The sequence below is a fragment of the Aeromicrobium sp. REDSEA-S32_B7 genome, assembly GCF_001626145.1.
In the GTDB taxonomy this organism is placed as follows: Bacteria; Actinomycetota; Actinomycetes; order Propionibacteriales; family Nocardioidaceae; genus Aeromicrobium; species Aeromicrobium erythreum.
The window spans coordinates 1-26,337 of record NZ_LUNF01000173.1 but is presented as its reverse complement, the minus strand read 5'-3'; the positions used below and the strand labels follow the sequence as shown (position 1 = coordinate 26,337).

The window sequence follows — 26,337 nt, the reverse complement described above, 5'->3', positions numbered from 1 at the left end:
GGTACACGCCGATGGAGTACCTGCGCGAGCTGGTGCGCCGGGGTGCCGACGAGCTCTACGCGCACGACCGCGACCGCGCCGAGGAACGGCTGCAGCGGGAGCTGGCCGTCATCGAGGCGAAGGGCTTCTGCGGCTACTTCCTCATCGTCCACGACATCGTCGCCGAGGCCCGACGTCGCGGGATCCTGTGCCAGGGTCGCGGCTCGGCCGCGAACTCCGCGGTCTGCTACGCGCTGCGCATCACGGCGGTCGACTCGATGCTCTACGACCTGCCGTTCGAGCGCTTCCTGGCCGCCACCCGCGACGAGGAGCCCGACATCGACGTCGACTTCGACGCCGACCGCCGGGAGGAGATCATCCAGTGGGTCTACGACCAGTTCGGCCGGCGCAACGCCGCGCAGGTGGCCAACGTGATCAGCTACCAGCCGCGGTCGGCGGTGCGCGACGTCGCCAAGGCGCTGGGCTACTCGGTGGGTCAGCAGGACGCGTGGAGCAAGGGCATCGAGTCGTGGCGGGCCGTCGAGACGGCCGAGGACCACCCCCTGCCGCCGCTGGTGCGCGAGCTCGCCGAGCAGCTGCTGAAGACGCCTCGCCACCTGGGCATCCACTCCGGTGGCATGGTGCTCACCGAGCGGCCGGTGGGCGAGGTGGTGCCGATCGAGCGGGCCCGCATGGACAAGCGCACCGTGCTGCAGTGGGACAAGGACGACTGCGCGTGGATGGGGCTGGTCAAGTTCGACCTGCTCGGCCTCGGGATGCTCGGGGCGATCCAGCACACGTTCGACCTGCTGGCCGAGCACACGGGGGAGCGGTGGGACCTCGCGTCGATCCCGAAGGAGGAGCGCGGAGTCTTCGACATGCTCTGCCTGGCGGACTCGGTGGGCGTGTTCCAGGTCGAGAGCCGGGCCCAGATCGGCACCCTGCCGCGTCTTCGGCCGCGCTCGTACTACGACCTCGTCATCGAGATCGCCCTCATCCGCCCGGGCCCCATCCAGGGCGGGGCGGTGCACCCGTACATCCGTCGCCGACTGGGCAAGGAGCCGGTCGACCACATCCACCCGCTGCTGAAGCCGGTGCTGGAGCGCACGATGGGCGTACCGCTGTTCCAGGAGCAGCTCATGCAGATCGCGATGACGGTGGGCGACTGCACGGGTGACGACGCCGACCTGCTGCGGCGGGCGATGGGCTCCAAGCGCGGGACGGAGCGGATCGAGCGCCTGCGCGAGACCCTGTACGCCGGCATGCAGCGCCACGGCATCACGGGGGAGACCGCCGACGGGATCTACGAGCGGATCCAGGCGTTCGCGAACTTCGGGTTCGCCGAGAGCCACGCGCTCAGCTTCGGGCTGCTGGTGTACGCGAGCAGCTGGCTGAAGCTGCACGCCCCGGCGGCGTTCCTGGCGGCGCTGCTGCGCTCGCAGCCGATGGGCTTCTACTCCCCGCAGTCGCTCACCGCCGACGCCCGCCGGCACGGGGTGGAGGTCCGCCGACCCTGCATCGCCCGTTCCCAGGTCCACGCCGACCTGGAGCTCCTCGTCGCGGGCCAGGGGGCCGGGACCCCGACCGGGCTCGACACCTGCACCCACCGTGAGCAGCCCCCGACGGGCGACTTCGACGACACGCAGGACCGCGACGTGCTGCAGGCCCGGCTGGCCGAGCACCGGCGCGACGGCCACCACGCGGTGCGGCTGGGGCTCACGGAGGTGCAGGGCATCGGGCAGGCCGACGCCGAGCGCGTCGTGGCGGCCCGGGCGGAGCGTGCGTTCACCGACATGGCCGACGTGGTGCGCCGCACGCGGTTGTCGGTGGCGCAGATGGAGGCCCTGGCCACGGCAGGGGCGTTCGACGTGTTCGGCCTCAGCAGACGCCAGGCGCTGTGGAACGCGGGCTACACCGACGCGCCCGACCTGCTGGAGGGCACGGCCGTGCAGGCACCGCCGCCGATGCTGCCGGGCATGAGCGACGTCGAGCTGACCACGGCCGACCTGTGGGCCACGCGCATCTCGCCCACCGACCACCCGTTCGTGCACCTGCGTCCCCTGCTGGTGCGCGAGGAGGTCCGCGCGGTGCAGGAGTGCGCGTCGCTCGGCACGGGTCGGCGGATCCGGGTGGCCGGGCTCATCACCCACAAGCAGCGTCCGTACACGGCGTCGGGCGTCACGTTCCTCAACCTGGAGGACGAGACGGGGATGCTCAACGTGGTGGTGTTCGCCGACGTCTGGGAGCAGCACCGCCGGGTGCTGCAGAACGCGGCCGGCGTGGTCGTGCGGGGGATCGTCGAGAACGTCGAGGGCGCCACGAACCTGCGGGCGGAGCGGATCGAGCGGATCGAGACCCTCTACCCCGAGACGGCGACCGCGATCGGACGGCACCGGTCGCGCGACTTCCGCTGAGCGTCAGCGCAGGGTGGCCGAGGTCGCCGCGCCGGCGAACGTCAGCGCCAGGCCACCGCGCGTGAACGTGCGGCCGCCCGCCGACGTGCCCGCGGGCTCGACGTGCCCGGAGCCGTCGGCGACCACGAGGGTGAAGGAGCGCCCGTCGACGGAGAACGGGAGGCGGGTGTCGATGCCGGGGTGCACGCGCGGCAGACCGAGGGCGGCCGGGTCGAGCACCGCCAGCGCGTAGGGGGCCGACGAGACCGTCTCCGGGTGCGCCGCGCGCAGCAGGTGCTGCCACGGCGGCACGCCGCTGGTGCGGATCCGGACGGTCGGGGTGACCGACGCGAACGTCGACAGCAGGCTCAGCAGGGAGCGCAGCGCGTCGGCGTCGTCGGCCATCAGCTGCCCGACCACCAGCTCGCCCTCGGCGCCGTACCCGCGGCCGCGGTCCCACGACACGTAGCCGATGACCTCGCCCTCGCGCTCGGCGACGCTCACCCCGCTGACGCGCAGGGTCGGCGACTCCGTGAAGAGCGGTCCGGTGCGCGCGAGCGGACCGTTCTCGCGGGCCGCCGCGCGGTCGTGTACGGCGCGGATCGCGTCGTCGTCGGCCGAGGTGGCCCGCCGCACGGGGGTGCTGCCGCCCACGGCGAGCGCATGGGTCGGCAGACGCACGTCGTCGAGCGAGGAGACCGTCTCGAACCCGAACCGCCGGTAGAGCGCGGGCGCGGTGGCGTACAGCGTCGAGACCAGCGCGCCACGCTCCCGGGCCTCGGCCAGCATGGCCGTGAACAGCGGACGGAGCAGACCGGCTCCGCGGTGCTCGGGCGCGACCGTGACCCCGCCGATCCCCGCCGTCGGCACGCGGACACCGCCGAACCACGACGCGTACTCGCGGTCCAGCGCCGTCGCGACGATGCGCCCGTCGACCTCCGCCCCCCACCAGCGCTTGCCGGCGACGATGAGGGGGACGGGCGGCTCCGGCGGGTCGAAGGCGCCGAACGCCTCGGTGAACTGGCGTCGCATGACGTCCTCGTCGGCCTCGGTCAGGCGGCGGATCTGCATGACCCCCATCCTGGCCGGTGCCCGAGGGGTGAGATGCGCCGCACTTCGAGTTGAGCCGACCAGAAGGTGGGGTTAAGGTCAGGTCAACCCGAAGGGAGTGGCGATGCGCACCGACGTCGAGACCGACACCGGCCAGGTCAGCCTGGCGGTGTCCACGGTCATCTTCGCGCTGCGCCCGCACCCCACGACGGGCCGTACGACCCTGTGGCTGCCGCTCGTGCGCCGCATCCGCGAGCCGTACGAGGGGCGTTGGGCCCTCCCGGGCGGCCCGCTGCGCCCCGACGAGGACCTCGCGGCCTCGGCGCGCCACACGCTCGAGCGCACCACCGGCCTGGCGCCGCGACACCTCGAGCAGCTCTACTCCTTCGGCGCGGTCGACCGCTCGCCCGAGGACCGCGTGGTCTCGATCGTCTACTGGGCGCTGGTGCGACCCGACGAGGACGCCCGGGCCACCGACGGCGAGAACGTCGAGTGGTTCGTCGCCGACGACGTGCGCGGGCTCGCCTTCGACCACGACACGATCCTCCGCTACGCCCTGGCGCGTCTGCGGGCCAAGATCACGTACTCGCCGATCGCGTTCGCCTTCGTCACGCCCGAGTTCACGCTGGCCGACCTGCGCGCCGTGCACGAGGCCGTGCTCGATCGCTCGCTCGACCCCGCCAACTTCCGCCGCCAGGTCCTGGCGAGCGGGACCGTCACCGCCACCGGCTCCTACCTCACCGGCACGAGCCACCGTCCGCCCGCGCTGTACCGGCGCGCGGCTCTCCCCGAGGAGATCCGATGACCAGCACCCTGTCCACCGGTCCCGTCCCCACCGGCTCCGTCCACGACGTCGTCACCGCACGGCCCGGCGACACGTGCGACGCCGAGCTCGCCGAGGGCCCGTGGCTCTTCGACCTCGTGCCGGGCTACGGCCCCGGGGCGTCCGAGGACGACGTCGTGCCCGAGCCGGTGGTGCGTCCCGGCCAGCTGCCCGTGGCCTACCAGCGGATGGACGACGCCGACCTGCACGAGCGGATCCGCGCGGCGAAGGAGGCGCTCGGCGACCGGCTCGTCGTGCTCGGGCACTTCTACCAGCGCGACGAGGTCGTGCAGCACGCCGACTTCGTGGGCGACTCCTTCCAGCTCGCCAACGCCGCGCTCACCCGCCCCGACGCCGAGACCATCGTCTTCTGCGGCGTGCACTTCATGGCCGAGACCGCCGACATCCTCGCGCGGCCGGAGCAGCACGTGATCCTGCCCAACCTGGCCGCCGGCTGCTCCATGGCCGACATGGCCGACGAGGAGTCGGTCGAGACGGCGTGGGAGGAGCTCGAGCGCGTCTACGCCGACCCCGTCACGGGCATGGGTCCCGACGCCGACGGCAAGGTGCCGGTCCTGCCGGTCACCTACATGAACTCCTCGGCCGCCCTCAAGGCGTTCTGCGGCCGGCACGGCGGCATCGTCTGCACGTCGTCGAACGCCGCCACGGTGCTGGAGTGGGCGTTCGAGCGGGCGCACCGCGTGCTCTTCTTCCCCGACCAGCACCTCGGCCGCAACACGGCCAAGGCCCTGGGCGTGCCGCTGGACCGCATGCCGATGTGGAACCCGCGCAAGCCGCTCGGGGGCAACACCGAGGAGCAGCTGCACGACGCGCAGGTGCTGCTGTGGCACGGCTTCTGCTCAGTGCACAAGCGGTTCACCGTCGCGCAGATCGAGCAGGCGCGCGCGGAGCACCCCGGCGTCAAGGTGGTCGTGCACCCCGAGTGCCCGATGCCGGTCGTCGACGCTGCCGACGCGGCCGGCTCGACGGACCTCATCCGCAAGTACGTAGCGGCCAGCCAGCCCGGCGACGTCATCGCCATCGGCACCGAGGTCAACCTCGTGAACCGGCTCGCGGCGGAGCACCCCGACCGCACGATCTTCTGCCTCGACCCCGTCGTGTGCCCCTGCTCGACGATGTACCGGATCCACCCGGGCTACCTCGCCTGGGTGCTCGACGGGTTGCTCGAGGGGGAGGTGCGCAACGAGATCGTCGTGCCCGACGACGTCGCGCGCGACGCCAAGGTCGCCCTGGAGCGCATGCTCGCCGCGCGACCGAAGGACGCCTCCCCGGTCCCCGTCTCGGGGAGGGGTGCCTGACGTGAGGCACGTGGTCGTCGTCGGCAGCGGCGTCGCCGGACTCACCGCGGCGCTGGAGGCGGCAGCTCGTCCCGGGGTGCGGGTCACGCTGCTCACGAAGGCCGACCTCGTCACCAGCAACACCAGCTGGGCGCAGGGCGGCGTGGCGGTGGTCACCGACCCCGCCGACAGCGTCGCGTCGCACGTGGCCGACACGCTGGCCGCCGGTGCCGGGCTGTCGGACGAGGCGGCCGTGCAGGTGCTCTGCGCCGCTGGTCCCGACGCGGTCGCCGCCCTCGTGCGGCGCGGAGTGCGCTTCGACGTGCACCAGGGCGAGCTGGCCCGGGGCCTGGAGGCCGCCCACTCCCACGGGCGGATCCTGCACGCCGGTGGCGACGCGACGGGTGCGGCCATCTCCGACGCCCTGGTCGAGAGGGTGCGCGCGAGCGACGTCGACGTGCGCGAGCGGACGATGGCCGTCGACCTCGTCGTCGACGGGGGCGTCGTCAGGGGCGTCGTGCTCCTCGACGGCACGGTGCTGAACGGTGACCAGGTGGTGCTCGCCACCGGGGGAGCAGGGCAGCTCTACCCGTACACGACCAACCCCGCCGTCGCTACGGGCGACGGCCTGGCGATGGCGCTGCGTGCGGGTGCGGTCGCCGCCGACCTCGAGCTCTACCAGTTCCACCCGACCGCCCTCGCGGTCCCGGGCAGCCCGCTCGTGTCCGAGGCCGTGCGGGGGGAGGGTGCCGTCCTGCGCGCCGCGGACGGCCACCGGTTCATGTTCGACGTCCACCCCGACGCCGAGCTCGCCCCTCGTGACGTCGTGGCGCGGGGGATCGCGGAGCAGATGGCTCGCCAGGGCGGTGCGCCGGTGCTGCTCGACGCCACCGCCCTCGGGGCCGACTTCCTCGCCCGCCGCTTCCCGACCATCGACGCGTCGGTGCGCTCGTTCGGGCTCGACTGGGGCCGCGAGCCGGTCCCCGTCGCCCCGGCAGCCCACTACTTCATGGGCGGCGTGCGGACCGACCTCTGGGGACGCACGTCGTTGCCGGGTCTGCTGGCCGTCGGCGAGGTCGCCTGCAACGGGCTGCACGGAGCCAACCGGCTCGCGTCGAACTCGCTGCTCGAGGGGGCGGTGTACGGACGGCGGGTGGTCGAGGCCGCGGTGGCCGCGCCGCGTGCGGCCGACGACGTCGACGAGAGCTGGGCGGCACCCGTCCTCGTGCCTCCCGCGGACACCGACGACCCGTTGCCGCTCATCCGGACCGACCTGCAGCGGCTGCTGTGGGACACGGCCGGGCTGCGGCGCGACGAGGTCGGACTGCGGCACGCGGTGGAGACCCTGCAGCGGGTCGACACGAGCGTCCCCTCGGGTGGTGACGTGAAGGCGGTCGAGGACGCCAACCTGCGCACCGTTGCGCGGGCGCTGGTCGTCTCGGCGCTGGAGCGTCGGGAGTCGCGCGGTGGTCACTTCCGCATCGACGCTCCCGCTCCGGGGCCGGTGGCCCGGCACAGTGCCGTGGTGCTCGCCCGGACCACCGCTCCGCGTCGAGTCGGGGCGACGGCAGGTGCCGCGTGCTGACCCGACGCCAGGTGCGACGTGTCGTCGACCTCGCCCTCGACGAGGACGCGCCGTCCGGCGACCTCACGTCGGAGGTGTTCGTGCCGGCGACCGCCGTTGCCCGAGCGTCGGTCGTGGCCCGCGAGGCCGGCGTCATGGCCGGCGGCGACGTGCTCGTCGAGACGTTCGCCGCGGTCGACCCGGCGGTCGTGGTCGAGGTCCTGCGCGCCGACGCCGAACCGTTCGCCGCGGGTGACGTCCTGGCGACCGTCGTGGGCCCCGCACGGGCCGTGCTGCGCGGGGAGCGCGTGGCCCTCAACCTCGTCCAGCGCCTGTGCGGCATCGCGACCCTCACGGCCCGGTACGTCGAGGCGGTCGAGGGGACGGGCGTCCGGATCGTCGACACCCGCAAGACCACGCCCGGGCTGCGGGCGCTGGAGCGGCACGCGGTCCGCTGCGGTGGCGGGCGCAACCACCGCTTCTCGCTCTCCGACGCCGTGATGGCGAAGGACAACCACCTCGCGCTCGTCGACGACGTGACCGCCGCGATCCGTCAGGCGCGCGAGCAGCTGCCGCACACGACCCACGTCGAGGTCGAGGTCGACCGTCTCGACCAGGTGGAGGCCGTGCTGGCCGGCGGTGTCGACACGATCATGCTCGACAACTTCACGCCCGACGAGCTGCGGGCGGGGGTCGCGCTCGTCGCGGGTCGCGCGATCGTCGAGGCGAGCGGCGGCATCACGCTCGAGACCGTCGGCGAGGTGGCGCGCGCCGGCGTCGACGTGATCAGCGTCGGTGCCCTGACCCACTCCGTCCGCGCGCTCGACCTCGGGCTCGACGTCGAGGTCGGCGGGGCCGGAGGTGCCGGGTCGCAGGTGGCGGGACCGGCGACGTGATCTACCTCGACGAGGCGGCCACCACGCCGCTGCGCCGCGACGTGCTCGCCGCCATGGGCCCCTACCTCGGTCCGGCGTTCGGGAACCCGTCGAGCCACCACGAGATCGGCGACGCCGCCCGTGCCGGCCTGGAGCAGGCGCGCGCCGACGTCGCCGAGGCTCTCGGTGCGCGCGCCGGCGAGGTCACGTTCACCTCTGGGGGGACCGAGGCGGCGAACACGGCCGTCAAGGGCATCGCACTCGCCCAGCCGCGGGGACGCCACGTGGTCGTGAGCGCCGTCGAGCACCCGGCGGTCCTGGAGTCGGCCCGCTGGCTCGGCCGCATCGGCTACGACGTCACCGAGCTCGAGGTCGACGGCGACGGTCTCGTCGACCCCGGCCACCTGGCTGCGGTGCTGCGCGACGACACGACCGTGGTGAGCGTGCAGCACGCCAGCAACGAGGTCGGCACCGTCCAGCCGGTCGCCGCGCTGGCGGAGGTGGCGGCGCGACACGGGGTCCCGTTCCACACCGACGCGGTCCAGTCGGCGGCCTGGCCCGACCGGCGGGTGCCGTCGGTCTCGCGGCTGCGCTGCGGCTCACGCGCTCGGCCGGCACGTCGGCGGCGGAGGTGGCGGCGCGGCGCGACCGCTTCGTCGCGGCGGTGCTGGAGTCGGTCCCGGGCGCCGCACTGACGGGACACCCGGTGCGTCGTCTCCCGGGGCACGCGTCGTTCGTGCTCCCCGGACGGTCGGGCGAGTCGGTGCTGCTCGACCTCGAGCGCCGCGGTGTGGTGTGCTCCAGCGGGTCGGCGTGCCACGCCGGCAGCGACGAGCCGAGCCACGTGCTGGTGGCCATGGGAGTGCCGTCGGAGGTGGCGCAGACGGCGGTGCGCTTCACCTTCGGGCGCTCGGTGACCGACGAGCAGCTCACCGACGCGGCGCGGGCGCTGGCCGACGTCTGCGGGCGGTGAGCGCGACGTCGCCGCCAGCGCGCGACGACGCGGTGGCGCGCCGGTCTACCCTGGTGACGTCATGACGTCCGAGAACAGCGCGCCGGCTTCCGTGGTCTACCTCGACCACGCGGCCACCACGCCGATGCACCCCGAGGCCGCGCAGGTGCTCACCGAGCAGCTGGCCCGCACGGGCAACGCGTCGAGCCTGCACGCCTCGGGCCGCGCCGCGCGGCGGGTCGTGGAGGAGTCGCGCGAGGTGATCGCGGAGTGCCTCGGCGCCCGCCCGTCCGAGGTCGTGTTCACCTCCGGGGGAACCGAGGCGAACAACCTGGCCATCAAGGGCCTGTACTGGGCCCGACGCGACGTCGATCCCGCCCGCGACCGCGTGCTGTTCAGCTCGATCGAGCACCACGCCCTGCTCGACCCCGTCACGTGGCTGGCCGCCCACGAGGGTGCCCGCATCGACACGACCCCCGTCGACCGACAGGGACGGGTCGTCGTGGAGCGGCTGCGCGAGCAGATCGAGGCCGACCCGGCGTCGGTCGCGGTGGTGACGACCATGTGGGCCAACAACGAGATGGGGACCGTGCAGCCGGTCGACGACGTCGTCGCGCTGGCGAAGGAGCACGCGATCCCGGTGCACAGCGACGCCGTGCAGGCCGCCGGCTACCTCCCGCTCGACTTCGCCGCCTCCGGGCTCGACGCCATGACGGTCACCGCGCACAAGCTCGGCGGGCCCGTGGGGGTGGGTGCGCTGCTGGTGCGTCGTGAGGTGGCCCCCGTGCCCCTCGTCCACGGTGGCGGGCAGGAGCGCGACCTGCGCTCCGGGACCGTCGGGGTGGCGCTGATCGCCGCGTTCGCGCGGGCGCTCGAGATCACCGTCGAGCGACAGGCCGAGGTCTCGGCGCGGATCGAGCGCCTGCGGCAGAGGCTGGTCACCGGTCTCCTGCAGGCCGTCCCCGACGCCGTCGTCAACGGCGACCCGGAGCCCGGTCCGCAGCACCGGCTCCCGAACATCGCCCACGTGACGTTCCCGGGCTGCGAGGGCGACGCCATGCTCATGCTGCTCGACGCCCAGGGCATCGAGGTGTCCACGGGCTCGGCCTGCCAGGCGGGCGTCCCGCAGCCCAGCCACGTGCTCCTCGCCATGGGCTACGACGACGCCGCCGCCCGCGGGTCGCTGCGGCTGAGCCTGGGTCACACCTCCACCGAGGCCGACGTCGACCGGCTGCTCGCCGCGCTCCCGCAGGTGCGCGATCGCGCCGTCACGGCCTCCCTCGTCAGGGGACGCTGATGGCACGGCTCGTCGCCGCCATGTCGGGCGGGGTCGACTCCGCCGTCGCCGCGGCGCGCGCGGTCGAGGCCGGCCACGACGTCACCGGCGTGCACCTCGCGCTCAGCCGCAACCCGCGGTCGTACCGCTCCGGTGCGCGGGGCTGCTGTTCCATCGAGGACGCCGGCGACGCCCGCCGCGCCGCCGACGTGCTCGGCATCCCGTTCTACGTGTGGGACATGAGCACCGAGTTCGCCGACGAGGTGGTCGACGACTTCGTCGCCGAGTACGCGGCCGGCCGCACCCCGAACCCGTGCCTGCGCTGCAACGAGAAGATCAAGTTCGCCGCCGTGCTCGACCGCGCGCTCGCGCTGGGCTTCGACGGCGTCGTCACCGGCCACTACGCCCTCCTCGAGACCGGGGCGAGCGGCGACGTCGAGCTCCACCGGGCCCAGGACGCGGGCAAGGACCAGAGCTACGTGCTGGGCGTGCTCACGCAGGAGCAGCTCCGGCACTCGCACTTCCCGCTCGGGGGCTCGGTCAAGACCGAGGTGCGCGCCGAGGCCGCCCGTCGCGACCTGCAGGTGGCCACGAAGCCCGACAGCCACGACATCTGCTTCGTCGCCGACGGCGACAACGCCGGGTGGCTCGCCGAGCGGCTCGGCCCCCGCCCCGGGACGATCGTCGACGAGGACGGCACCGTCCTGCGCGAGCACGACGGCGCCTACGCCTACACGATCGGCCAGCGCCGGGGCCTGCGGCTGGGCGTGCCGGCCGACGACGGCAAGCCGCGCTTCGTGCTCGACATCGAGCCGGTCTCGGGCACGGTGACGGTGGGCCCGCGCGAGCGTCTCCTCGTCGACGTGCTGGAGGCCGACCGCCCGCTCTGGTGCGGCCCGGCGCCGGACGGTCCGCTCGAGTGCACCGTGCAGCTGCGCGCCCACGGCGCCGAGCACCGCGCCGTCGTCGAGGTCGACGGCGGCCTCGTCCGGGTGCGGCTGCACGACCCCGCCGAGGGCATCGCGCCCGGTCAGGCCGTCGTCGTCTACGTGGGCACCCGCGTGGTCGGCTCCGCCACCATCACGGCCACGTCGCGCGTCGAGGTCGGCGTCGGGGACGGCAGGTGAGGGCGACCGGCATCGGCTCCTTGCCCGGCGAGGACTACGCCGAGAGCGCCGCGATGGTGCTCGGCACGCTCGACGACCTCGTCTTCGTGCCCGAGCTCCCGGCGCGTGGCGTCGCCGCCCAGATGGTCGGCAGGTCGCTCGCCGTGCTCGACGGCCTGGGCGCCGACCTCCAGCCCGCCGGGTGGCGTCTGCTCGACGCCTCGGGGGTCGACCACCGTCGGGCCCGCTCCCTGCTCGCGCAGGACCTCGACGTCCTCGAGGAGGTCGCCCAGGACCGGGAGGGCACCGTCAAGCAGCAGGTGGCCGGACCGTGGACGTTGGCGGCGACCGTCGAGCTCCAGCGGGGCGAGAAGGTCCTGTCCGACCACGGGGCACGGCGCGACCTCGCGCACGCGCTCGCGTCGGGGGTGGGCGACCACGTGGCGTCGCTGCGTCGGCGCTTCCCGCGCTCGCCGCTCGTGGTGCAGGTCGACGAGCCGGCCCTGCCCGCGGTGCTGGCCGCGCAGGTGCCGACGTCGTCCGGCTTCGGCCGCTACCGCACCGTCGACCTGCCCGAGGCCGACGCGCTGCTGCGGCTCGTCGTCGACGCCGTCCGCGACGCCGGGGCGATGCCGGTGGCGCACTGCTGCGCGCCCGCGGTCCCCGTCTCCCTGCTGCGCGGAGCCGGCTTCGACGCCGTCGCGTTCGACCTCGGCCTGGTCGAGGCGGCCACCGGCGGGGGTGCGGATGCCTGGGCCGAGGCCTTCGAGGCAGGGACGGACCTCTGGGTCGGGGCGCTGCCGTCGACCGACGTCGCGTTCGACCCGGCCGCGTCCCGACGTCGGATCGAGGACTGGACCGGACGGCTCGGGTTCGGCGAGGACGCCTGGCACGACCGCGTCGTGATCACGCCGGCCTGCGGTCTCGCGGGCGCGTCGCCCGCCTTCGCCCGCCGCGTGCTCGCGGAGGCCGTGGGACTGGCGCGCTGAGGTGCGCTAGACGATCTCGTCAGGGTCGGGCCGCGACCCGAGACGCACCACGGCGATGCCGACCACCACGGCGACCCCGCACGCGAGGTCGGCGGCGAGCCCGTCGAGGACGAAGAACCCGACGAGCCCCGCCACGACGAGCAGGGCTCCGAGGACGATCGGGACGAGGCGTCGGGGGCTCATGCGTCCACCGTGTCAGGTCGCTGCCGACGTCGCACCCGCGGCGCGTCCGTCGGCTCGTCGACGAGGGGTGGACGTCGGAGGTCGGTCCTAGGATGAACGACGTGACCGAGGCCCCGCAGAACCCGTTGGACCTGACCCTCGACCAGGCGCGTGCCGAGGCCGAGCAGCTCGTCGAGCGCATCAACGAGGCCCGCGACGCGTACTACGGCGACGACGACTCCCGGGTCGACGACCAGACCTACGACGGCTGGATGCACCGGCTCGAGGCGCTCGAGCGGCTGCACCCCGAGGTCCAGGGTCAGGACTCGCCGACCCTCTCGGTGGGCGCTGCCCGCAGCTCCGAGCTCGCGCCGGTCGAGCACGCCGAGCGCATGCTCAGCCTCGACAACGTCTTCTCGCCCGAGGAGCTCACCGCGTGGTGCGAGAAGACGCGTGCCTCGGCGGGGCGCGACGTCCGGTGGCTCACCGAGGTCAAGATCGACGGCCTGGCGCTCTCCTTGCGCTACGAGCACGGCCGGCTCGTCAGCGCCGCGACCCGCGGCGACGGCAGGGTCGGCGAGGACGTCACCACCAACGCGGTGCGGCTGCCCGGCGTGCCGCGGCGGCTCGACGGCGAGGGACACCCGCCGATCGTCGAGGTCCGCGGGGAGGTCTTCATCGCGGTCGCCGCGTTCGAGCGGCTCAACGCGCTCCAGGCCGACCTGCGCGAGCGGGTCGTGGCCGAGATGACCGGGCGAGGGGTCGAGCAGGACCGGGCCGAGGCCGCCGCCGCCCGACGCTTCCCGGCGTTCGCCAACCCGCGCAACGCGGCCAGCGGCGGCCTGCGCCAGCTGCTGGGCAAGAAGGACGGGCTCGAGCGCGAGGCGGGGGAGGCGCGGATCGAGGCGCTGTCCCTCTACGTGCACGGCATCGGCGCGTGGGAGCGTCCGCCGGTCGCGGCACAGAGCGAGGTCTACGACCTGCTCGGGTCGTGGGGTCTGCCCACCAGCCCGCACTCGCGGGTCTACGACTCCGTCGACGACCTCCTCGCCCGCGTCGCCGAGCTCGGCCAGGACCGGCACGCCATCGAGCACGAGATCGACGGTGTCGTCGTCAAGGTCGACGAGCTCGCGCTGCACCCGGAGCTCGGCGAGACGAGTCGCGCGCCCCGCTGGGCGATCGCCTACAAGTTCCCGCCCGAGGAGGTGCACACCCGCCTGCTCGACATCGTCGTCTCCGTGGGCCGCACCGGTCGGGCCACGCCGTTCGCCGTCATGGAGCCGGCGCAGGTCGCCGGCAGCGTCGTGCGGCAGGCCACGCTGCACAACAAGGACGTCGTCCGGCAGAAGGGCGTGCTCATCGGTGACACGGTCGTCCTGCGCAAGGCCGGCGACGTCATCCCCGAGGTCCTCGGCCCGGTCGCGGAGCTGCGCGACGGCAGCGAGGTCGAGTTCGTCATGCCCGACGACTGCCCGGTGTGCGGCACCCCGCTGCGGCCCATGAAGGAGGGCGACATCGACCTGCGCTGTCCGAACGCGCAGACCTGCCCGGCGCAGGTGCGCGGCCGGGTCGAGCACGTCGGGTCGAGGGGTGCGCTCGACATCGAGGCGCTCGGCGAGGTCACGGCCGCCGCGCTCACGCAGCCGACGGTGCCGGAGGAGCCGCCCTTGCGTAGCGAGGCGGGTCTGTTCGACCTCGACCTCGACACGCTCGTGCCGATCGAGGTGGTCGTGCGCGACGCCGAGACCGGCGAGCCCCGCATCGACGAGCGGACGGGCGAGCCGGTACGACGTGCACCCTTCCAGCGGGTCGAGGTCACCTACCCGCCCGGCTTCGAGGACGCGTCGCCCGCGGAGCGTCGGGCCGCGGGCGTGCGCAAGAACCACCGCGTCCTGCACCCGTCGGCGCAGGCCCTCACGCTGGTCGACGAGCTCGAGAAGGCCAAGACGAAGGACTTCTGGCGCCAGCTCGTGGCACTGTCGATCCGCCACGTCGGCCCGGTCGCAGCACGGGCGCTGGCGCAGTACTTCGGCTCCCTCGAGGCGATCCGCGCGGCCGACCGCGACACGCTCGCGCAGGTCGACGGTGTCGGCCCGATCATCGCCGACTCGCTGCTGGAGTGGCTCGCCGTCGACTGGCACCAGGAGATCCTGGACCGCTGGAGCGCGGCCGGCGTCCGGTTCGCGATACCGGACCACCCGGGTCCCGGCGCGGCGTCCACCGGCGGCGGCACGCTCGACGGGCTGACGATCGTCGTCACCGGCTCCCTCGAGGACTTCACCCGCGATTCCGTCAAGGAGGCGATCCTCGAGCACGGCGGCAAGGCCGCCGGGTCGGTGAGCAAGAAGACCGACTACGTCGTCGTCGGCGACAACCCCGGCTCCAAGGCCGACAAGGCCGAGCAGCTCGGCGTCCCCATCCTCGACGAGGCAGCCTTCAAGACGCTGCTCGCCGAGGGCCCTCCGCGCGAGGAGCCGGACGCTGACGCGGGGGACGAGGCCACCGCCGACGAGGCGACCACGGAGGAGGCGCCCACCGAGGGCTGAGTCCGGCCGGTTCGCGGCAGGGTCGTCGTGGGCTGGCTGGTGCGCTGCCTGCGGGGGTCCCGGCCTGCTGGTGCGTTACCGCAGGGGGTCGTGACCTTGCTGGTGCGTTACCGCAGGGGGTCGTGACCTTGCTGGTGCGCTGCCTCGGCTGGCGCTGGGGGTGGCCTCCGAAAGGGCCTCGACCGGCAGTGGGCCTGGGGCCGGCTCCGGGTCTCGTGGCTTGGCCTGAGCTCGCCTTTGGACGCACGATTCTTCGTTTCTGCGTTCTCGGGCCACGACTCTGCGTTCGCGCGTCCCAACGGTGGGTCTGCCACCTTCTGAGCGCTCTACAGGTGGCAGATCCACCGCCGGCGGGGTCAGACGGAGCAGAGATCTTCCCTTCTCGTGGACCGTGCCACGAGAAGGGAGAAGCACTGCCCACCCCACCCCCAAGGGCACCCACGCTTCTTCCTCCACGCGCCGGAGGTCGAACGCTTCTGCGTTGGTGACGGAATCCCGTACCAAACGCAGAATCCTTGGACTCCGACGCACGAACGCAGCTTCTTGCGTCCACACCCAGCATCGACCCGCAGCCCGAGACCCCAACCCAGCGCCGTCGCCAGCCGCCCGGTCGAGGCCCTTTCGGAGACCACACCCAGCGCCGGCCGAGGCAGCGCACCAGCAAGGTCAGACCCCTTGCGGCGGCGCAGCCGCAAGCACAGACCCACGCGGGCAGCGCACCAGCAAGGTCACGACGACCGCAGGCAGCGCGCCCCAGCCGGAGACGCGCTCAGTCCACGTCGGCGGAGTCGGGGTCGAAGAGGTCGGCGGCGGCGCCGACGACGAGGGGGTCGGGGGTGCGGACGACGTCGTGGTCCTTGCCGGGGTAGTCGAAGCGGTGCAGCACGTGGCGCATGGCCTCAAGACGGGCGCGCTTCTTGTCGTTGCTCTTCACGACGGTCCAGGGGGAGTGCTTGGTGTCCGTCCGGCGGAACATGGCCTCCTTCGCCTCGGTGTAGGCGTCCCACTTGTCGAGGGACGCGAGGTCCATGGGGGAGAGCTTCCACTGACGCACCGGGTCGATCTGGCGGATCGTGAATCGCGTGAGCTGCTCGGCCCGCGACACGGAGAACCAGAACTTCACGACGTGGATGCCGTCGTTGACGAGCATCTTCTCGAACGCGGGGGCCTGCTTGAGGAACTCCGTGTACTGCTCGGGCGTGCAGAAGCCCATCACCCGCTCGACGCCGGCCCGGTTGTACCAGGAGCGGTCGAAGAACGTGATCTCGCCCGACGTCGGCAGGTGGTAGACGTAGCGCTGGAAGTACCACTGGCCCTGCTCGCGGTCGGTCGGCTTGACCAGCGCGACGACCCGCGCGCCGCGGGGGTTCAGGTGCTCGGTGAAGCGCTTGATGGTGCCGCCCTTGCCGGCCGCGTCGCGTCCCTCGAACAGCAGCACGAGGCGCTGCCCCGACTCCTTGACCCAGCTCTGCAGCTTGATGAGCTCGATCTGCAGCAGACGCTTCTCCAGCTCGTACGTGTCGCGGTCCAGACGCTCGGCGTACGGGTAGCCCTCGCGCCACGTGTCGACGGCCAGGCCGCTGGCGTCGAGGAGGACGGGGTCGTCGTCGTCGGAGTCGTCGACGGAGAAGGCGGAGAGCTGCACGGGGCTGAGGGTCTCGAGCACGACGCGCAGCGTAGGGGAGGCCGGTGAACGTGAGGTGACTCCTCACTACGATGGGTCGGTACCCGCACCCCAGCCGCAAGGGAGACGCATGTCGTCGGCCATCTCGCGTGAGGACGTCGCCCACCTGGCGAACCTCGCGCGCATCTCGCTCAGCGAGGACGAGCTCGATCGGCTGGGCGCCGAGCTGCCCGCCATCCTCGACCACGTCGCCGCGGTCCAGGAGGCCGCGAGCGCCGACGTGCCCGCCATGAGCCACCCCGTGCCGATCGACAACGTCTTCCGCGACGACGTCGTCCGCCCCGGTCTCACGCCCGACGAGGCCCTCGCGGGCGCGCCGGCCAGCGAGGAGCAGCGCTTCCTCGTGCCGCAGATCCTGGGGGAGGACTGACATGAGCGACCCCATCCGCCTGAAGGCCGCCGAGATCGCCGAGGCGCTCGGCGACGGCAGCCTGACGTCCGTCGACGTCACGCAGGCCCACCTCGACCGGGGCCGACGTCGACGCGCGCCGCGCCGCTGGCGAGACGCTCCCGACGCTGGCGGGCGTGCCGGTGGCCGTGAAGGACCTCATCAACACCGTCGGCCAGCCCACGACGGCCGGCTCGCGGATCCTCGAGGGCTGGGTGCCGCCGTACGACGCCACCGTCGTCTCGCGGCTGCGCGCCGCCGGGCTGCCGATCCTCGGCAAGACCAACCTCGACGAGTTCGCGATGGGCTCGTCCAACGAGCACTCCGCCTACAAGCCCGCCCGCAACCCGTGGGACACCGAGCGCATCCCCGGCGGCTCGAGCGGCGGGTCGGCCGCTGCCGTCGCCGGCTACGAGGCACCGCTCGCGCTGGGCACCGACACCGGTGGCTCGATCCGCCAGCCCGGCGCCATGACCGGCATCGTGGGCGTCAAGCCGACCTACGGCGGAGTCTCGCGGTACGGCGTCATCGCCATGGCGAGCAGCCTCGACCAGGTCGGTCCGATGGCCCGCTCCGTGCTCGACGCCGCCCTCCTGCACGAGGTGCTCGCCGGCCACGACCCGCGCGACTCCACCAGCCTCGACGCCCCGGTGCCGTCGGTCGTCGACGCCGCACGCCGCGGCGACGTCACGGGACTGCGGGTCGGCGTGGTCAAGGAGCTGGGCGGGGAGGGCTTCCAGCCCGGCGTCCAGCAGCGCTTCGACGAGACGGTCGAGCTGCTCGCGCAGGCCGGGGCGGAGGTCGTGGAGGTCTCGTGCCCGAGCTTCGAGCACGGCATCGCCGCCTACTACCTCGTCATGCCGAGCGAGGTCTCGAGCAACCTGGCCCGCTTCGACGCCATGCGGTACGGACTGCGGGTCACGCCCGACGGCCAGCTCGCGAGTGCCGAGCAGGTCATGGCGGCCAGCCGCGACGCCGGCTTCGGCGACGAGGTCAAGCGCCGCATCATCCTCGGCACGTACGCGCTGTCGAGCGGCTACTACGACGCCTACTACGGCTCGGCGCAGAAGGTGCGCACCCTGGTGGCGCGCGACTTCGCGGCTGCCTTCGAGCAGGTCGACGTGCTCGTCTCGCCCACGGCGCCCACGACGGCGTGGCGGCTGGGGGAGAAGAGCGACGACCCGCTCGCGATGTACCTCGAGGACGTCGCGACGATCCCGGCCAACCTGGCCGGCGTGCCCGGGCTCAGCCTGCCCGTCGGGCTCGCCAGCGACACCGGCCTGCCCGTGGGCGTGCAGGTGCTCGCCCCGGCGCAGGCCGACGACCGGTTGTACAACGTCGGGGCCGCCCTGGAGCGGCTCGTCGACGCACCCGTCCTGTCCGACATCGACGCGGGAGCCGCCCGATGAGCACGCAGACCACCCCCGCGCTCGTCCCCTTCGAGCGGGCGATCGAGCGCTACGACCCCGTGCTCGGGCTCGAGGTGCACGTCGAGCTGAACACGAACACGAAGATGTTCTGCGGCTGCGCCACGACGTTCGGCGCCGAGCCGAACACGCAGGTGTGCCCGGTGTGCCTCGGCCTGCCGGGTGCGCTGCCCGTCGTCAACGCGAAGGCCGTCGAGTCGGCCATCCGCATCGGGCTCGCGCTCAACTGCGAGATCGCCGAGTGGTGCCGGTTCGCGCGGAAGAACTACTTCTACCCGGACATGCCGAAGAACTTCCAGACGTCGCAGTACGACGAGCCGATCGCGTTCGACGGCTACGTCGACCTCGACGTCGACGGTGAGACCTTCCGCATCGAGGTCGAGCGCGCCCACATGGAGGAAGACACCGGCAAGTCGCTGCACGTCGGCGGTGCGACGGGCCGCATCCACGGCGCCGACCACTCGCTGCTCGACTACAACCGCGCCGGGATCCCGCTCATCGAGATCGTCACGCGCACGATCGAGGTGCCCGCCGAGAAGGCGCCCGCCGTCGCCCGCGCCTACGTCCAGCACCTGCGCGACCTCATGGTGGCGCTCGACGTCTCCGACGCCCGGATGGACCAGGGCTCGCTGCGCGCCGACGTCAACCTCTCGCTCAAGCCGAAGGGCTCCGCGACGCTGGGCACCCGCAGCGAGACGAAGAACGTCAACTCCTTCCGCTCGGTGGAGCGCGCGGTGCGCTTCGAGGTCTCACGGCACGCGGGCGTCCTCGACGCCGGCCAGAGCATCCTGCAGGAGACCCGGCACTTCCACGAGGCCGACGGCTCGACCTCGCCGGGACGCCCGAAGTCCGACGCCGACGACTACCGCTACTTCCCCGAGCCCGCCCTCGCACCGGTCTCGCCGTCACGCGACTGGGTCGAGCAGCTGCGCGGCACCCTGCCGGAGCCGCCGGCAGAGCGTCGCAAGCGGCTGCAGGCCGAGTGGGGCTTCTCCGACCTCGACATGCGCGACACCGTGGGGGCGGGGGCGCTGGAGCTGGTCGTCGCGACAGTGGCGGCCGGCGCCACGCCGGCCGCGGCGAAGAAGTGGTGGCTGGGCGAGCTGGCCCGACGTGCCAACGAGGCGGGCGTCGGTCTGGACGAGCTGGGTGTCACGCCCGAGCAGGTCGCCGGCGTCCAGGCGCTCATCGACGAGGGTCGGGTCAACGACAAGCTGGCGCGCCAGGTGCTCGAGGGCGTCCTGGCGGGCGAGGGCTCGCCCGAGGAGGTCGTGTCCGCCCGGGGGCTCGAGGTCGTCTCCGACGACGGTGCGCTCGGAGCGGCCGTCGACGCCGCGATCGCCGCGAACCCCGACGTCGCGCAGAAGATCCGCGACGGCAAGGTCCAGGCGGCCGGCGCGCTCATCGGTGCCGTCATGAAGGAGATGCGCGGCCAGGCCGACGCCGGGCGAGTGCGCGAGCTGATCCTCGAGAAGCTCGCCTGAGCACCCCGTGACGACGCACGAGGGTGAGGACGTCGGCCGACGACCGAGGTCGTGGTCGCGGGTGCTGGTGATCTCGGTCCTCGCCCTCGGCGTCGTTGGCGTCGCGCTGGTCGTGGTCGCGAACCTCCTGGTCGTGGGTCGCACGTCCGAGCGGATCACCCGTCAGCCGGACGACCTCGACCCGGCTCAGGTCGCGATCGTCCCGGGCGCCGGCGTGTACCCCGACGGCTCGCTCGGTCGCCCCGTCGAGCAGCGCGTGCGTGCCGCCCTCGAGCTCTACGACCGGGGGCTGGTCGAGAAGATCCTGGTCTCGGGCGACAACGGCACGCCGAGCTACAACGAGCCCGACGCCATGCGCGACGCGGTGCTCGAGGCCGGCGTGCCGGCCGCCGACGTGTTCACCGACTACGCCGGCTTCAGCACGTGGCACACCATGCGACGCGCCCGCGACGTCTTCGAGGCCGACACCGCGATCGTCGTCACCCAGGGCGTCTACGCCGCCCGCACCGTCGACCTCGGGGTGGCGGCCGGGCTCGACGTGCAGGGCTACGTCGTCAGCGAGGGCGGTCGGCGCGCGCGGGAGTGGCTCGCCCGCGTGCGGGGTCTGGGCGAGGCGACGTTCCGCCCTCGCGTCACGCCGGGGCCGGCGATCCCGATCACCGGCGACGGTCGCACGTCGTGGGCCGACGACCCCGCCTGACGACGGACGGTCTCACGTCCCGCGCAGCGCCTCGATCCGCTCGAGGAGGAGCTGCAGCTCCTCGAGCACGACGTCGGGGTGCTCGACGGGGATGAAGTGGGTCGCGTCGAGCTCGCGGAAGCGGGACCTGCGGACGTTCTGCGAGGCGGTGTACATGTCGCGGGCCCCGGTGAGCACGTCCCAGCGTCCCGCCACGAACGTGGTCGGCACGTCGATGGCGGAGAGGCGCACCCGTGCGTGCTTGGACACGCCGAGGGCGAGCCGGGCGTACCAGGCGGGGTGCGTGGTGAAGAACTCCTTCACCATGGCCTGCAGGTCGGCGGTGTCGGCGGCGGGGTCGATGAGCCGTGCTCGGCGCAGCAGGTCCGTCGTCGAACGGGTCCAGGGCAGCCTGCGGGTCACCGGTGCAAGACCGTGACCCGTCACCGTGGTCACCCGGGCGAGGCTGACCATCAGCTGTCGGGCGAGGAACGGCGGGACGTGCAGGGGAGCGAGCATCGTCCCGAAGGTGTTGCCCGGGACGCCGGCGACGGCCAGGATGCCCTCGACCCGCTCCGGGTGACGCCCGGCGAGCTCGAAGGCCACCGTCACGCCGGTCGACCAGCTCAGGACGGGCGCCGACTCCAGGCCCGCGTCGTCCATCACGGCCAGCGCGTCCTCGACGAAGGAGTCGAGGTCGACACGACCGTCCGCCGGACGTGCCGAGCCGCCGACGCCGCGGTGGTTCCAGGAGACGACCCGCACGCCGCAGTCGGGGTTGAGCAGGGTCGGCCAGGCGTAGGGGTTGGTGCCGAGGCCGTTGCACAGCAGCACGGTCGGTCCGTCGGCGTCGTTGGTCCAGGCGCGCAGCCGCGTGCCGTCGGCGCTGATGACGTCGTGGAAGCGCACGAGGCCCGGGGTCTGGCTCACGGGCGACGATCCTGCCCGCTCGCGGGGCCGTCCGCAACGCGTTCGGCGGAACTCGACCGCGTGGTCCTCATCCCGACAGCCGTGCCACGAGGGCGTCGGCGAAGGTCGCGGCGCCCGTCGCGGTGTGCGGCAGGAAGAACGACGGCTCGGTCAGCTCGAGCTCCATGAGGCGCGGACGTCCGTCGGGTCCGGTCACGACGTCGACCCGGGCGTACAGGAGCTCGTGGCCGGTGAGCTCCCGCGCCACGTGCACCGCGTGCTGGGCGAAGGCCACCTGGTCGGCGGACGGCTCACGCGGCCCGATGTCCTCCTTCAGCTCCGGGAGGCTGCGGGGGTCGTCGCCGCGGGTGAGGAGGGCACCCTTGCGGAAGGCGTGCGACACGGTGCCTCCGAAGAGGAGGATGCCGGTCTCGCCCTCGGTGTCGACGGCGTCGACGTAGGGCTGCGTCATGGTGGCGCGACCGGAGTCGAGCAGGCGACGGCTGTGGGCGACGGCCTGCTCCGGGTCGCTCCAGCGGGCGGTGTCGGCCGCGCCGGCGGAGACGGTCGGCTTCACCACCCACTCCTCGGCCGCCGGCAGGTCGTCGACGGACCGCACGGACCACGCCGTGGGCACGACGGCCACGCCTGCCTCGTCGAGGGCGCGCAGGTAGGTCTTGTCGGTGTTCCACCGCAGCACGGCGGCGGGGTTGGCGAGCCGCGGCACCGCGTCGGCCCATGCGAGGAACTCGGCGCGCCGTGGCACGTAGTCCCAGCAGGAGCGCACGACGACGAGGTCGTAGGCGCCCCAGTCGACGTCCGGGTCGTCCCAGACGGCGGTCTGCGCGTCGAGGCCGCGGGCGGTCATGGCCGCGGTGAGCAGCGGGAGGTCGGGGTCGTGGTGCGCGAAGGTCTTCCCGACGGCCCAGGCGATGTGCATGAGGCCATGATGTCAGGAACAGGTTCTGTCTTACCTGAAGGCATAGACTTATCTTCATGACGGGGCTGTCGACGCGGGTGACGATGATCGTCGACCTCGTGCCGTCAACCGGTCCGTGCCCGCCGAGCAGCCGCTCGAGCCCACGGTCGGCGACGAGGCGCAGGCGCGCTACGCGACCGTCGAGCAGGCCCTGAGGTCGTCGTTGCTGCTGCGCCTCGAGCTCCCGGAGCAGCTCGACGCCCGCACCGGCATCGGCGTGGGGCCGGTGCAGCACCTCGGGCACGGTGCCGTCGGACTGCTCCAGGACGGTCCGGGCTGGTGGGCCGCCCGCGACGCCATCAACGAGGCGAAGGCGCGGGAGACCGGCCGCGACCGCACCCTGCGCACCTGGTACGTCGTCGCCGACGGGGTTCCGCGCGCCCCCGAGCACCCCGACCCCGCCCACGTCGACGCCTTCCTGCTCCTGCGCGACGAGATCGTCAGCGGCATGCTGCCGCGGTCGCGACGGCTGCTGCGCGGCGTGCTCGACGGTCGGACCCAGGCCGACCTCGCCGACGAGGAGGGCATCAGCGCCTCCGCCGTGTCGCAGAACCTGCGTCGTAGCGGCGCCTATGCCGTCCTGCACGCGCACGACCTGCTGCTGCACGGCACCGTGCTCACGCCCTCCGCGCCGGGTCAGTAGCCCACCAGCGCCGCGAGGACGAAGAACGGCACCGACGCCCCCGCCAGACGCATCGCCACGCGCACCCAGTGGTACTTGCGCGCCACGATCCGCGACAGCTCGTAGAGCTGGTGCCGGGTCCGTGCCGGCAGGGTCGGCGGCTGGGCGTCGAGCGAGGCGTCGAGGGCCTCCCGGGTGCCGAACGCGGCGACGTGGCCCCAGTAGTAGACCTGGGGGGAGGGCGGCGGCACGGTGAACCGCGGCCACACGGCGAGCGCCGCCGCGCCGACCGAGCCGGCGGCGAGCAGGGCGCCGACGTACCAGACCGTCCGCCCGGGGACGTCGAGTTCGGTGGGGCTCCAGTCGCGCGCGATGAGCCCGGCGAGCAGCGCCCCGAAGCCGATGCCCAGCACCGCCAGCACCATCGAAGCCTTGTGGTCGGCCGCACCTACCTCGTTGCGGGCCTCCGCGAGGATGCTCAGCTCGACCTCGATCGCCTCGACGGGAGGGTCCACGGGCGGTGTGGACCCGGACGGGGCGTCGGCCGAGGGGTCGGCGGGCCGGTCGGTCATGGTGCTCCTCTCCGCCGTCATCGTGCCACGAGCCTCGGACGTCCTCCCGGACGTGACGACACATCAAGTCCTCATGCTTGATACACGTGAATCAAGTCTCAAGCATTGATAGGGTGACGTCATGTTCGCCCTCACCCTCGACCAGCGCCGAAGCCGCCAGGCCGCCGACGCGGTCCCCGACCTCCTGCGCGCGTTGGATGCGACGCCGACGGTGCGAGGCTTCGAGCGCACCGTCGGCGACGAGGTGCAGGCCCTCGTCGACGATCCCGTGGCCGCGGTCGACGTCGTGGTGCTGGTCGCCCGGACGCAGCGCTGGTCGACGTGCTCGAGCGACACGCGACGCAGCGGGCCGCTGCCCAGGAGCTGGGGATCACGCCGCAGGCCATGAGCGCAAGGCTCCAGGTGGCGCGCCGCGACGACGAGCAGCGGCTGCGTCACCTCGCTGCGCGGCTGCTCGTGCGGGCCGACGATGCGGCGACCTGACCAGCGGACGCCGCCGAGCCGCCCGGTCGTAGGATCAGCCCATGTCCAGCGAGACCCCCGAACGCCGCCCCGCCCCGACGCCCGAGCCCGGCGTCGACATCAAGCCCCGCAGCCGCGACGTCACCGACGGTCTCGAGAAGACCGCCGCCCGCGGCATGCTGCGCGCGGTGGGCATGGGCGACGAGGACTGGCCGAAGCCGCAGGTCGGCGTCGCGTCCAGCTGGAACGAGATCACCCCCTGCAACCTCTCGCTCGACCGGCTTGCCAAGGCGGTCAAGACGGGCGTGCACGCGGCCGGCGGCTACCCGCTGGAGTTCGGCACCATCAGCGTCTCCGACGGCATCAGCATGGGCCACGAGGGCATGCACTTCTCGCTCGTCAGCCGCGAGATCATCGCCGACTCCGTCGAGACCGTGATGATGGCCGAGCGGCTCGACGGCTCGGTGCTGCTGGCCGGCTGCGACAAGAGCCTGCCCGGCATGCTCATGGCCGCCGCGCGCCTCGACCTGTCCAGCGTGTTCCTCTACGCCGGCTCGATCATGCCCGGCAACGTCGACGGCAAGGACGTCACGATCATCGACGCCTTCGAGGCCGTCGGCGCCTGCATCAAGGGGCTCATCACGCGTGAGGAGGTCGACCGCATCGAGCGGGCGATCTGTCCCGGTGAGGGCGCCTGCGGCGGCATGTACACCGCCAACACGATGGCGTCCGCCGCCGAGGCGCTCGGGATGAGCCTGCCCGGCTCGGCCGCGCCGCCCGCCCCGGACCGTCGTCGCGACGACTACGCCGCCAAGTCGGGCGAGGCCGTCGTCGAGCTGCTGCGCCGGGGCATCACCGCCCGCGACATCATGACGCTCGAGGCCTTCGAGAACGCCATCACCGTCGTGATGGCGCTCGGCGGCTCCACCAACGCCGTGCTGCACCTCCTGGCGATCGCCCGCGAGGCGGGCGTGCCGCTCACCCTCGACGACTTCAACCGCGTCGGCGACAAGGTCCCGCACCTCGGCGACCTCAAGCCGTTCGGACGCTACGTCATGAACGACGTCGACAAGGTCGGCGGCATCCCGGTCATCATGAAGGCGCTGCTCGACGCCGGGCTCATGCACGGCGACGTCATGACGGTCACGGGTCGGACCATGGCCGAGAACCTCGCCGACATCGACCTCGGCCTCGACGGCGACATCATCCGCCCGCTCGACGCCCCCATTCACAAGACCGGCGGGCTCACGATCCTGCACGGGTCGCTCGCGCCCGAGGGTGCCGTCGTGAAGAGCGCCGGCTTCGACTCCGACGTGTTCCGCGGCACCGCGCGCGTCTTCGACGGCGAGCGCGCCGCGATGGACGCCCTCGAGGACGGCACGATCACCTCCGGCGACGTCGTGGTCATCCGCAACGAGGGCCCCAAGGGCGGACCGGGCATGCGCGAGATGCTCGCCATCACCGGGGCCATCAAGGGCGCCGGTCTCGGCAAGGACGTCCTGCTGCTCACCGACGGCCGCTTCTCCGGCGGCACCACCGGCCTGTGCGTCGGCCACGTCGCCCCCGAGGCCGTCGACGGCGGCCCCATCGCGTTCGTGCGCGACGGCGACCCGATCACGCTCGACGTCGCCAACCGCACCCTCGAGGTCGAGATCGACGACGACGAGCTCGAGCGGCGCAAGGTCGGCTGGGAGCCGGCGGCGCCCAAGTACACCTCCGGCGTGCTCGCGAAGTACCGCAAGCTCGTCAGCTCCGCGGCGCACGGCGCCGTCACCGGGTAGTGCCCGACTTCACCGACGAGGAGCTCGCGACCGCCCTGAAGGTCCTCGGGGAGGCGCAGTTCCTGGGCGAGAACGACGAGGCGTACGTGGCGCTGCGTCGTGCCTGCGGCGCGTTCTACAAGGACGTCAAGAAGCAGCGGCGTCGGGCCGCGCGAGCGGCGACCGCCGCCGCCGACCGCGAGGTCGTCGAGCGCACGGCGACCGGCTCGGCGCAGCGCATCGACGACGAGACGGCCGGCATCGCGCTGACGTCGACCGCGCGCGGGGCGACGGCAGGCGTGCTGCAGGTGCCCCGCGGGTGCTACATCTGCAAGCGCAAGTTCACGCTGGTCGACGC

Annotated in this window: 23 protein-coding genes and 2 pseudogenes; 19 read left to right on the top strand and 6 right to left on the bottom strand. The window is 73.2% G+C overall.

Annotation, left to right across the window (positions count from 1 at the left end; all coding sequences use genetic code 11):
• A partial coding sequence (locus A6Q79_RS12280; protein WP_317698444.1) for an error-prone DNA polymerase occupies positions 1-2,393 on the top strand: 2,393 nt, incomplete at its 5' end.
• A gap of 3 nt (positions 2,394-2,396) precedes the next feature.
• Here A6Q79_RS12280 and eis read toward each other — a convergent pair.
• Positions 2,397-3,443, bottom strand: a complete 1,047-nt coding sequence (gene eis / locus A6Q79_RS12275) for a GNAT family N-acetyltransferase (RefSeq protein ID WP_317698442.1) — start codon at positions 3,441-3,443, stop codon at positions 2,397-2,399.
• 103 nt (positions 3,444-3,546) lie between these two features.
• Between eis and A6Q79_RS12270 the strand changes: the two genes are divergently transcribed.
• The 9 genes from A6Q79_RS12270 to A6Q79_RS12230 all read left to right on the top strand — a co-directional run bounded on the left by A6Q79_RS12270 (position 3,547) and on the right by A6Q79_RS12230 (position 12,305).
• Positions 3,547-4,227: an NUDIX domain-containing protein gene (locus tag A6Q79_RS12270; RefSeq protein ID WP_286689985.1), complete on the top strand. Its 681-nt coding sequence runs from the start codon at positions 3,547-3,549 to the stop codon at positions 4,225-4,227.
• Positions 4,224-5,564 carry a quinolinate synthase NadA gene (gene nadA / locus A6Q79_RS12265; protein ID WP_067856404.1) on the top strand — a complete coding sequence of 447 codons (1,341 nt, stop codon included), beginning with the start codon at positions 4,224-4,226 and terminating at the stop codon, positions 5,562-5,564. Before A6Q79_RS12270 ends, nadA begins: the two co-directional genes overlap by 4 nt.
• A gap of 1 nt (position 5,565) precedes the next feature.
• Complete coding sequence (gene nadB, locus A6Q79_RS12260) at positions 5,566-7,128, top strand: L-aspartate oxidase (protein ID WP_286689984.1); 1,563 nt, start codon at positions 5,566-5,568, stop codon at positions 7,126-7,128.
• Positions 7,122-8,003 (top strand): carboxylating nicotinate-nucleotide diphosphorylase, encoded by an 882-nt coding sequence (gene nadC, locus A6Q79_RS12255; protein ID WP_286689983.1) that lies wholly within the window; start codon positions 7,122-7,124, stop codon positions 8,001-8,003. Before nadB ends, nadC begins: the two co-directional genes overlap by 7 nt.
• Complete coding sequence (locus A6Q79_RS12250) at positions 8,000-8,677, top strand: aminotransferase class V-fold PLP-dependent enzyme (RefSeq protein WP_317698440.1); 678 nt, start codon at positions 8,000-8,002, stop codon at positions 8,675-8,677. Before nadC ends, A6Q79_RS12250 begins: the two co-directional genes overlap by 4 nt.
• Entirely contained in the window at positions 8,575-8,955 is a 381-nt protein-coding gene (locus A6Q79_RS12245; RefSeq protein WP_317698446.1) for an aminotransferase class V-fold PLP-dependent enzyme, read from the top strand. Before A6Q79_RS12250 ends, A6Q79_RS12245 begins: the two co-directional genes overlap by 103 nt.
• Before the next feature lie 61 nt (positions 8,956-9,016).
• Complete coding sequence (locus tag A6Q79_RS12240; RefSeq protein WP_202967715.1) at positions 9,017-10,231, top strand: cysteine desulfurase family protein; 1,215 nt, start codon at positions 9,017-9,019, stop codon at positions 10,229-10,231.
• Complete coding sequence (mnmA, locus tag A6Q79_RS12235) at positions 10,231-11,337, top strand: tRNA 2-thiouridine(34) synthase MnmA (protein ID WP_067856416.1); 1,107 nt, start codon at positions 10,231-10,233, stop codon at positions 11,335-11,337. The genes A6Q79_RS12240 and mnmA overlap by 1 nt, the downstream gene beginning before the upstream one ends.
• Positions 11,334-12,305, top strand: coding sequence for a methionine synthase (locus A6Q79_RS12230; protein WP_286689982.1), 972 nt, complete (start codon positions 11,334-11,336; stop codon positions 12,303-12,305). The genes mnmA and A6Q79_RS12230 overlap by 4 nt, the downstream gene beginning before the upstream one ends.
• A 6-nt stretch (positions 12,306-12,311) precedes the next feature.
• Here A6Q79_RS12230 and A6Q79_RS12225 read toward each other — a convergent pair whose 3' ends face one another.
• On the bottom strand, positions 12,312-12,488 hold the full coding sequence (locus tag A6Q79_RS12225) for a hypothetical protein (protein ID WP_158509191.1): 177 nt from the start codon (positions 12,486-12,488) through the stop codon (positions 12,312-12,314).
• A 101-nt stretch (positions 12,489-12,589) separates the two neighbouring features.
• Here A6Q79_RS12225 and ligA point away from each other — a divergent pair, with 101 nt between their 5' ends.
• Positions 12,590-15,013 (top strand): NAD-dependent DNA ligase LigA, encoded by a 2,424-nt coding sequence (ligA, locus tag A6Q79_RS12220; RefSeq protein WP_067861447.1) that lies wholly within the window; start codon positions 12,590-12,592, stop codon positions 15,011-15,013.
• A 769-nt stretch (positions 15,014-15,782) separates the two neighbouring features.
• On the opposite strand, the gene ppk2 is transcribed toward ligA, so the two are convergent.
• Complete coding sequence (gene ppk2, locus A6Q79_RS12215) at positions 15,783-16,679, bottom strand: polyphosphate kinase 2 (protein ID WP_067856422.1); 897 nt, start codon at positions 16,677-16,679, stop codon at positions 15,783-15,785.
• An 88-nt stretch (positions 16,680-16,767) separates the two neighbouring features.
• Here ppk2 and gatC point away from each other — a divergent pair, with 88 nt between their 5' ends.
• From gatC to A6Q79_RS12195, 4 genes and pseudogenes are all read left to right on the top strand, one after another.
• Complete coding sequence (gatC, locus tag A6Q79_RS12210; RefSeq protein ID WP_067856425.1) at positions 16,768-17,067, top strand: Asp-tRNA(Asn)/Glu-tRNA(Gln) amidotransferase subunit GatC; 300 nt, start codon at positions 16,768-16,770, stop codon at positions 17,065-17,067.
• A 1-nt stretch (position 17,068) separates the two neighbouring features.
• A pseudogene (gatA, locus tag A6Q79_RS12205) lies at positions 17,069-18,494 on the top strand (Asp-tRNA(Asn)/Glu-tRNA(Gln) amidotransferase subunit GatA).
• Positions 18,491-19,996 carry an Asp-tRNA(Asn)/Glu-tRNA(Gln) amidotransferase subunit GatB gene (gene gatB / locus A6Q79_RS12200; protein WP_317698435.1) on the top strand — a complete coding sequence of 502 codons (1,506 nt, stop codon included), beginning with the start codon at positions 18,491-18,493 and terminating at the stop codon, positions 19,994-19,996. Before gatA ends, gatB begins: the two are co-directional and overlap by 4 nt.
• Before the next feature lie 7 nt (positions 19,997-20,003).
• Positions 20,004-20,696 carry a vancomycin high temperature exclusion protein gene (locus A6Q79_RS12195; protein ID WP_286689305.1) on the top strand — a complete coding sequence of 231 codons (693 nt, stop codon included), beginning with the start codon at positions 20,004-20,006 and terminating at the stop codon, positions 20,694-20,696.
• A 12-nt stretch (positions 20,697-20,708) separates the two neighbouring features.
• Here the strand turns inward: A6Q79_RS12195 and A6Q79_RS12190 are convergent, their stop codons facing one another.
• Positions 20,709-21,605, bottom strand: coding sequence for an alpha/beta fold hydrolase (locus A6Q79_RS12190; protein ID WP_286689304.1), 897 nt, complete (start codon positions 21,603-21,605; stop codon positions 20,709-20,711).
• Positions 21,606-21,672: 67 nt separating this feature from the next.
• On the bottom strand, positions 21,673-22,524 hold the full coding sequence (locus A6Q79_RS12185; RefSeq protein ID WP_067856438.1) for a RimK family alpha-L-glutamate ligase: 852 nt from the start codon (positions 22,522-22,524) through the stop codon (positions 21,673-21,675).
• Positions 22,525-22,639: 115 nt separating this feature from the next.
• Here A6Q79_RS12185 and A6Q79_RS12180 point away from each other — a divergent pair, with 115 nt between their 5' ends.
• On the top strand, positions 22,640-23,206 hold the full coding sequence (locus A6Q79_RS12180) for a hypothetical protein (RefSeq protein ID WP_317698432.1): 567 nt from the start codon (positions 22,640-22,642) through the stop codon (positions 23,204-23,206).
• On the opposite strand, the gene A6Q79_RS12175 is transcribed toward A6Q79_RS12180, so the two are convergent.
• Positions 23,200-23,757 carry a Pycsar system effector family protein gene (locus tag A6Q79_RS12175; protein WP_286689302.1) on the bottom strand — a complete coding sequence of 186 codons (558 nt, stop codon included), beginning with the start codon at positions 23,755-23,757 and terminating at the stop codon, positions 23,200-23,202. The genes A6Q79_RS12180 and A6Q79_RS12175 overlap by 7 nt on opposite strands.
• A 121-nt stretch (positions 23,758-23,878) precedes the next feature.
• Here A6Q79_RS12175 and A6Q79_RS12170 point away from each other — a divergent pair, with 121 nt between their 5' ends.
• From A6Q79_RS12170 to A6Q79_RS12160, 3 genes and pseudogenes are all read left to right on the top strand, one after another.
• A complete protein-coding gene (locus tag A6Q79_RS12170; protein ID WP_317698428.1) occupies positions 23,879-24,145 on the top strand; it encodes a hypothetical protein in 267 nt (88 codons plus the stop codon).
• A gap of 136 nt (positions 24,146-24,281) precedes the next feature.
• Positions 24,282-26,000 carry a dihydroxy-acid dehydratase gene (gene ilvD / locus A6Q79_RS12165; protein WP_067856447.1) on the top strand — a complete coding sequence of 573 codons (1,719 nt, stop codon included), beginning with the start codon at positions 24,282-24,284 and terminating at the stop codon, positions 25,998-26,000.
• Positions 26,000-26,337: pseudogene (locus A6Q79_RS12160) on the top strand (short-chain dehydrogenase); the annotation flags it as partial. The gene ilvD and the pseudogene A6Q79_RS12160, both read left to right, overlap by 1 nt.

Coding starts and splice junctions, on each gene's coding strand:
- eis (WP_317698442.1), bottom strand. CDS start 3,443: ATGCAGATCCGCCGCCTGACCGAGGCCGACGAGGACGTCATGCGACGC.
- A6Q79_RS12270 (WP_286689985.1), top strand. CDS start 3,547: ATGCGCACCGACGTCGAGACCGACACCGGCCAGGTCAGCCTGGCGGTG.
- nadA (WP_067856404.1), top strand. CDS start 4,224: ATGACCAGCACCCTGTCCACCGGTCCCGTCCCCACCGGCTCCGTCCAC.
- A6Q79_RS12240 (WP_202967715.1), top strand. CDS start 9,017: ATGACGTCCGAGAACAGCGCGCCGGCTTCCGTGGTCTACCTCGACCAC.
- mnmA (WP_067856416.1), top strand. CDS start 10,231: ATGGCACGGCTCGTCGCCGCCATGTCGGGCGGGGTCGACTCCGCCGTC.
- A6Q79_RS12225 (WP_158509191.1), bottom strand. CDS start 12,488: ATGAGCCCCCGACGCCTCGTCCCGATCGTCCTCGGAGCCCTGCTCGTC.
- gatC (WP_067856425.1), top strand. CDS start 16,768: ATGTCGTCGGCCATCTCGCGTGAGGACGTCGCCCACCTGGCGAACCTC.
- gatB (WP_317698435.1), top strand. CDS start 18,491: ATGAGCACGCAGACCACCCCCGCGCTCGTCCCCTTCGAGCGGGCGATC.
- A6Q79_RS12185 (WP_067856438.1), bottom strand. CDS start 22,524: ATGCACATCGCCTGGGCCGTCGGGAAGACCTTCGCGCACCACGACCCC.
- A6Q79_RS12175 (WP_286689302.1), bottom strand. CDS start 23,757: ATGACCGACCGGCCCGCCGACCCCTCGGCCGACGCCCCGTCCGGGTCC.
- A6Q79_RS12170 (WP_317698428.1), top strand. CDS start 23,879: ATGTTCGCCCTCACCCTCGACCAGCGCCGAAGCCGCCAGGCCGCCGAC.
- ilvD (WP_067856447.1), top strand. CDS start 24,282: ATGTCCAGCGAGACCCCCGAACGCCGCCCCGCCCCGACGCCCGAGCCC.